General features: G+C 70.0%; 6 protein-coding genes and 1 pseudogene. 4 read left to right on the top strand and 3 right to left on the bottom strand.

What is annotated here, in order from left to right; translation table 11 throughout:
- The first annotated feature begins 97 nt into the window (after positions 1–97).
- On the top strand, positions 98–520 hold the full coding sequence (locus tag DBR10_RS00985) for an HK97 family phage prohead protease (protein WP_108556085.1): 423 nt from the start codon (positions 98–100) through the stop codon (positions 518–520).
- A gap of 666 nt (positions 521–1186) precedes the next feature.
- Here the strand turns inward: DBR10_RS00985 and DBR10_RS00990 are convergent.
- Positions 1187–2131 carry a sialate O-acetylesterase gene (locus DBR10_RS00990; RefSeq protein WP_108504294.1) on the bottom strand — a complete coding sequence of 315 codons (945 nt, stop codon included), beginning with the start codon at positions 2129–2131 and terminating at the stop codon, positions 1187–1189.
- 88 nt (positions 2132–2219) lie between these two features.
- Complete coding sequence (locus DBR10_RS00995; protein WP_108504295.1) at positions 2220–2576, bottom strand: bleomycin resistance protein; 357 nt, start codon at positions 2574–2576, stop codon at positions 2220–2222.
- A gap of 181 nt (positions 2577–2757) precedes the next feature.
- On the opposite strand from DBR10_RS00995, the gene DBR10_RS01000 reads away from it, so the two are divergent.
- Positions 2758–3981 (top strand): phage major capsid protein, encoded by a 1224-nt coding sequence (locus DBR10_RS01000; protein ID WP_108504296.1) that lies wholly within the window; start codon positions 2758–2760, stop codon positions 3979–3981.
- Here DBR10_RS01000 and DBR10_RS20415 read toward each other — a convergent pair.
- A pseudogene (locus tag DBR10_RS20415) lies at positions 3978–4065 on the bottom strand (hypothetical protein); the annotation flags it as partial. The gene DBR10_RS01000 and the pseudogene DBR10_RS20415 sit on opposite strands and share 4 nt — an antisense overlap.
- A 52-nt stretch (positions 4066–4117) precedes the next feature.
- Between DBR10_RS20415 and DBR10_RS01005 the strand changes: the two are divergent.
- Positions 4118–4387, top strand: coding sequence for a head-tail connector protein (locus DBR10_RS01005; RefSeq protein WP_108556086.1), 270 nt, complete (start codon positions 4118–4120; stop codon positions 4385–4387).
- A partial coding sequence (locus DBR10_RS01010; protein WP_233243148.1) for a DUF3168 domain-containing protein occupies positions 4384–4743 on the top strand: 360 nt, incomplete at its 3' end. The genes DBR10_RS01005 and DBR10_RS01010, both read left to right, overlap by 4 nt.

The following is a 4743-nucleotide window of genomic DNA, read 5'->3' on the forward strand; positions in this document are numbered from 1 at the left end:
CTGCGGCACCGGCCGCTGCGCCGCGCCCCTCGATCAACCGCCGTATCACCCCCATCCCCGGCCCTTCCCCCATCAAGGGGGAAGGGAGGAGTGCCCCATGATCGACGCCCTGCCCATCGAAGGCCATGCCTCGCTGTTCTGGACCCGCGACCTCAATGACGACGTCACCGCCGCCGGAGCCTTCGCGGCCAGTCTCGCCGAGACCGGCGCGGCGGGGGTCAAGCTGCTGCACCAGCACGATGACGCCGAGCCCATCGGGGTCTGGGACGAGATCGTCGAGGACGCGCGCGGCCTGTTCGTCCGGGGGCGAATCCTGCGCACCGCGCCGCGCGGCCGCCTCGTCGCCGCCCTGGTCGAGGCCGGGGCGCTGGACGGCCTCTCGATCGGCTTTCGCCAGCTCAAGGCCCGCCAGGACGGCCCCCTGCGGGTGCTGACGCGGGTGGACCTCTGGGAGGTGTCGGTGGTTACTTTTCCGATGTTGCCGGGGGCTAGGCTGCGGGTCTCCAGCGGTTCAAACTAAATCCCACAGGGATCGTGTATCTCGGACTCTTCCGTGACCTTCCAGTGATTTTCGACCAGGCTCAGGGTCACGTAATTTGCGTAGCAACGGTATGAGAATCTCACGCCTGTTTGGCCTTCGGAAGACTTGATCGGGCCAACCGATATCTGGGCTGTCGGTTCCGATATTGGCCCAGAAACACCATTACAGTGCGCCAGACTGACAACCTGGCGATCAAAGCTCGGTCCGCCCATATCTCGATAGGCTTCAACGAATACCTGACGCGGATCGTGGTGAAAGTACGCCACTGTCGCGAGAGAGACAGCGCACTCCTCAGCCGTGGCGTCACGCGTCGGCGGCGGTATGGGCTGCGGTGGAGATGGTTGCGGCTCACTTTGCGGTCTGGCAGTCAGCGAGGCCGTTCGCTTAATCACCAATGGCGGACAGTTTTCCAGAACACCGTCCCGAGGTGTGCAGCGGCACGCCATCGGTTCACCCTCACGGCCGTCGCACACCTCGAGGTGATCCGCGCTCTCGGCCAGGGGCCGGATACTCCGCCCGGCGCACCCGGTCAGGACCAGCATCAGGAGTACCGATACCACCACCCGCATCGCGGAACGCTCCCCGAACTCCACCGCTGAAGTTGTAGAACCCGCAGCGCGCCCCGTCGAGGCCGCAGAGCGCCCCCTAAGGCGCGCAGCGGGTCTGGAGGTCGAGGGCGGCGTCGGCGAAGGCGGTGCCGAGGGTCACATAGTTGGCCGACAGATAGTGCCAGTGGTCGGGCAGGAACTGGAAGTCCTTCGTCACCGAGACCAGGGCGGCGCAGCGGTCGGCGGCGACCCAGTCGGCCTGGGCCTTCTGGACCTGCGGGCTGTAGGCCATCAGCAGGCCGTTCGGGCCGGCCCCGGAATCGGCGATCCGGCCGATCACCACCGGCAGGTCGTCCACTCGCAGGGCGGCACGCAGCAGGCCCATCAGGCGCTCGAGATTGGCCGGGTAGGCGGCCGCCGCGTCGGCCCGATCATAGGCGTCGGCCTCGCCCTGCATCCAGATGATCCCGGCCGGTTCCAGGCGGTCGGGGCGGCCGTCGCCGTCGATGTCGCGGGTCTCGAGCGCGGCGCGGATCGTGGTCAGGGCGCTGTCATACTGGTTGCGGCCATTGCCCTGGGCCGAGGACGGGTTCCAGGTGCCGTAGCCGGAGACGCCGCCCATCAGGCTGGAGCCGCCGCGGGCGAACTTGACCAGGGCCACCGGCCCGGCCCCGCGCTCGGCCAGGCGTCGGCCGAAGGTCAACTCGGGGCCGAAGCGTTCGGACAGGCTGTTGCGCTGTCCGTCGGTGCTGAAGCCGGTGCCGAAGCCCGGCGACAGCGGGGCCCAGAGGCCCAGGCCCCCGCCGGCCTGGCCGTCCGGCAGGGCCTGGCCGTTGAAGATCATCACTCCGGGCACCGGGCCGCGCAGGGCGGCGGGGAGCTCGGCGGTGAAGCCGAAGCCTTCCATGTTGGACTGCCCGCCCAGGAACCAGACCTTGTAGACGGTCGGGGCCGGGTCTGCGGTCTGGGCCTGCAGCGGGGTGGCGAAGCTCGCCAGCGCGGCCAGGGCCAGACAGGTCCGGCGGATCAGGGGGCGAAACATGGTCGAGAACTCCGGCGCGGCCTGAACGGCCCGTGCAGGAGCCGGCCATTCGCCGGGCCTGTCAATCAGGCCCCGGTCGAGCGCTACCTCAGTTCGCGATCAGCCGCACCAGCGTCCCGTCCGGGTCGATCAGGGCCGCCATGATGATCGGACCCATGTCGCGGGGCGGGTGCAGGCGGGGCCAGCCGAGCGTGGTTTCGGGCAGGCCGGTGGCCTTGCAGACCGCATAGAAGCCGTCGAGGTCGTCCAGCCGCAGGCAGCAGCTGAACGAACTCTGGGCCGGGTCGAGGTCCGGATAGGGAAAGAATTCCAGCGTCAGCGACCCGCGCTCCAGGATCATCCAGCCGGCGTCGCGCCACGAGGCCTCGAACCCCAGGGCCGCATAGAAGCGGGCGGTGGTCTCGAAGTCGCGCGAGGGCAGGTTCGGCGTGGCGTGATCGGTCATGGGCCCAGCTTCGCCCGATCAGGTGAGGCGGCGCAACAGAGATCCTCCCCCCAGAGGGGGAGGTGGCCCGAAGGGCCGGAGGGGGAAGTGTCCCACTGCCGGCCGACTTCCCCCTCCGTCGCCCTGGCGGGGCGACACCTCCCCCTTCGGGGGGAGGACTTTCCAAAAACCGGAGACCCCCATGAAAGAGACCAAACACGCGGCCTCGCCCGAGGCCCGCGCCCTGCTGCATGAGGTGCTGGCCGCCTTCGAGGGCTTCAAGGCCGCCAATGACCAGAGGCTGGCGGCGCTGGAGACCAAGCGGGCCGATGTGCTGCTGGAGGAGAAGGTCGGCCGCATCGACGCGGCCGTCACCCAGGCCCAGGACCGGCTGGACCGGCTGCTGGCCGAGGCCCGGAGACCTTCGCTGAGCGGCGACGTGCCGCTGGCGCGGGTCGACGAACGCAAGGCCGCCTTCGAGCGCTATGTGAAGACCGGCGAGACCCCGGCCCTGCTGCTGGAGGCCAAGGGCCTGTCGGAGGGCGTGGCCACGGCCGGCGGCTATGTGGCGCCGCCCGAGCTGGAGCGGGCCATCCTGCGTCGCCTGGCGGCCACCAGCCCGATGCGCGAGATCTGCCAGGTCCGCACGATCAGCGCCGGCACCTTCCGCAAGCCGGTCTCGCCCACGGGCCTGGCCGCCGCCTGGGTGGCCGAGACCGCCGCCCGGCCCGAGACCACGGCCCCGACCCTGGACGTGATCGATTTCCCGGCCGGCGAGCTCTATGCCAGCCCCGCCGCCACCCAGGCCCTGCTCGACGACGCCTATGTCAGCATCGACGAATGGCTGGCCGAGGAGGTGCAGGACGCCTTCGCGGCCCAGGAGACCAGCGCCTTCGTCTCCGGTGACGGGGTCAACAAGCCCAAGGGCTTGCTGGCCTACACCGCTGCGGCCGACGCTTCGTACAGCTGGGGGCAGCTCGGCTATGTGGCCACCGGCGTGGCGGGCGGCTTTGCGGCGAGCAATCCGACCGACAAGCTGATCGACCTGATCTATGCGACGAAAAGCCAGTACCGCCAGAACGGCCGCTTTGTGCTCAACCGCCGCACGGTCAGCGCGGTGCGCAAGTTCAAGGACGCGCAAGGCAACTACATCTGGAACGCGGCCCTGCAGCCGGGCCAGTCGGCCAGCCTGCTGGGCTTCCCGGTCACCGAGATCGAGGCCATGCCCGACGTGGCGGCCAATGCCCTGGCCATCGCCTTCGGCGACTTCGAAAAAGGTTATCTGATCGTCGACCGCGCCGGGGTGCGGGTGCTGCGCGACCCCTATTCCGCCAAGCCGCACGTGCTGTTCTACACCACCAAGCGGGTCGGCGGCGGGGTGCAGAACTTTGACGCGGTGAAGCTGCTGAAGTTCGCGGTCAGCTAGCCTTTGACCACTTGCCCCCTCCGCGCTGCGCGCTCCTCCCCCATAGGGGGAAGATAAGTTCATCCGCCCCCTATGGGGGCGGACGACCGCGTAGCGGTCAGGTGGGGGCAAGTCTCCCCCATTCCGGAAAACCCCCATGCCCAACGCCCTCACCCTGAGCGAGGCGCGCGCGTTTCTGCGCGTGGCTGACGCTTCGGACGACGCCCTTGTCAGCCTGCTGATCGACGCCGCCGAGGCGCGGGTCGCGGCGGCGACAGGGCTTTCCCTCACCCCCGCCAGCCCGGCCCCGCTGCGGCTGGCGGTCCTGACCCTGGTCGCCCACGCCTATGAGCACCGCGACGGGGGCGAGCCGCCGTTCGCCCTGGTCGAGCCGTGGCTGGCCCCTTACCGAAAGGCGCGCCTGTGAACCCCGACACCCTGCTGGCCGAGGCGCTGGTCGCGCTGCTCAAGGCCAGTCCCGCCGTCACCGCCCTGGTGGGCCAGCGGCTCTATCCCGTGGCGCCGCGCCTGCCGACCACGCCGTGCCTGGCCGTCACCCGCATCGAAAGCCGGCCCTTTGGCGAAGGCGAGGGGCTCGAACACGCCCTGACCCTGACCGCCGTCTCGCGGTTCGGCGGACCCGAGGAGGCGCGGGCGGTGGTCGCCGCCGTCCGCACCGCCCTGCACGAGGCCCGTCCCGTCCTGACCGGCCGCAGGCTCGTGACCCTGCGCGTCACCTATGCCGACGTCTTCCGCGCCGCCGACCGCGAGCAGTCCCTCGGG

The sequence above is a fragment of the Caulobacter sp. HMWF025 genome (assembly GCF_003060965.1).
Taxonomy (GTDB): domain Bacteria; phylum Pseudomonadota; class Alphaproteobacteria; order Caulobacterales; family Caulobacteraceae; genus Caulobacter.

Coding starts and splice junctions, on each gene's coding strand:
- DBR10_RS00985 (WP_108556085.1), top strand. CDS start 98: ATGATCGACGCCCTGCCCATCGAAGGCCATGCCTCGCTGTTCTGGACC.
- DBR10_RS00990 (WP_108504294.1), bottom strand. CDS start 2,131: ATGTTTCGCCCCCTGATCCGCCGGACCTGTCTGGCCCTGGCCGCGCTG.
- DBR10_RS00995 (WP_108504295.1), bottom strand. CDS start 2,576: ATGACCGATCACGCCACGCCGAACCTGCCCTCGCGCGACTTCGAGACC.
- DBR10_RS01000 (WP_108504296.1), top strand. CDS start 2,758: ATGAAAGAGACCAAACACGCGGCCTCGCCCGAGGCCCGCGCCCTGCTG.
- DBR10_RS01005 (WP_108556086.1), top strand. CDS start 4,118: ATGCCCAACGCCCTCACCCTGAGCGAGGCGCGCGCGTTTCTGCGCGTG.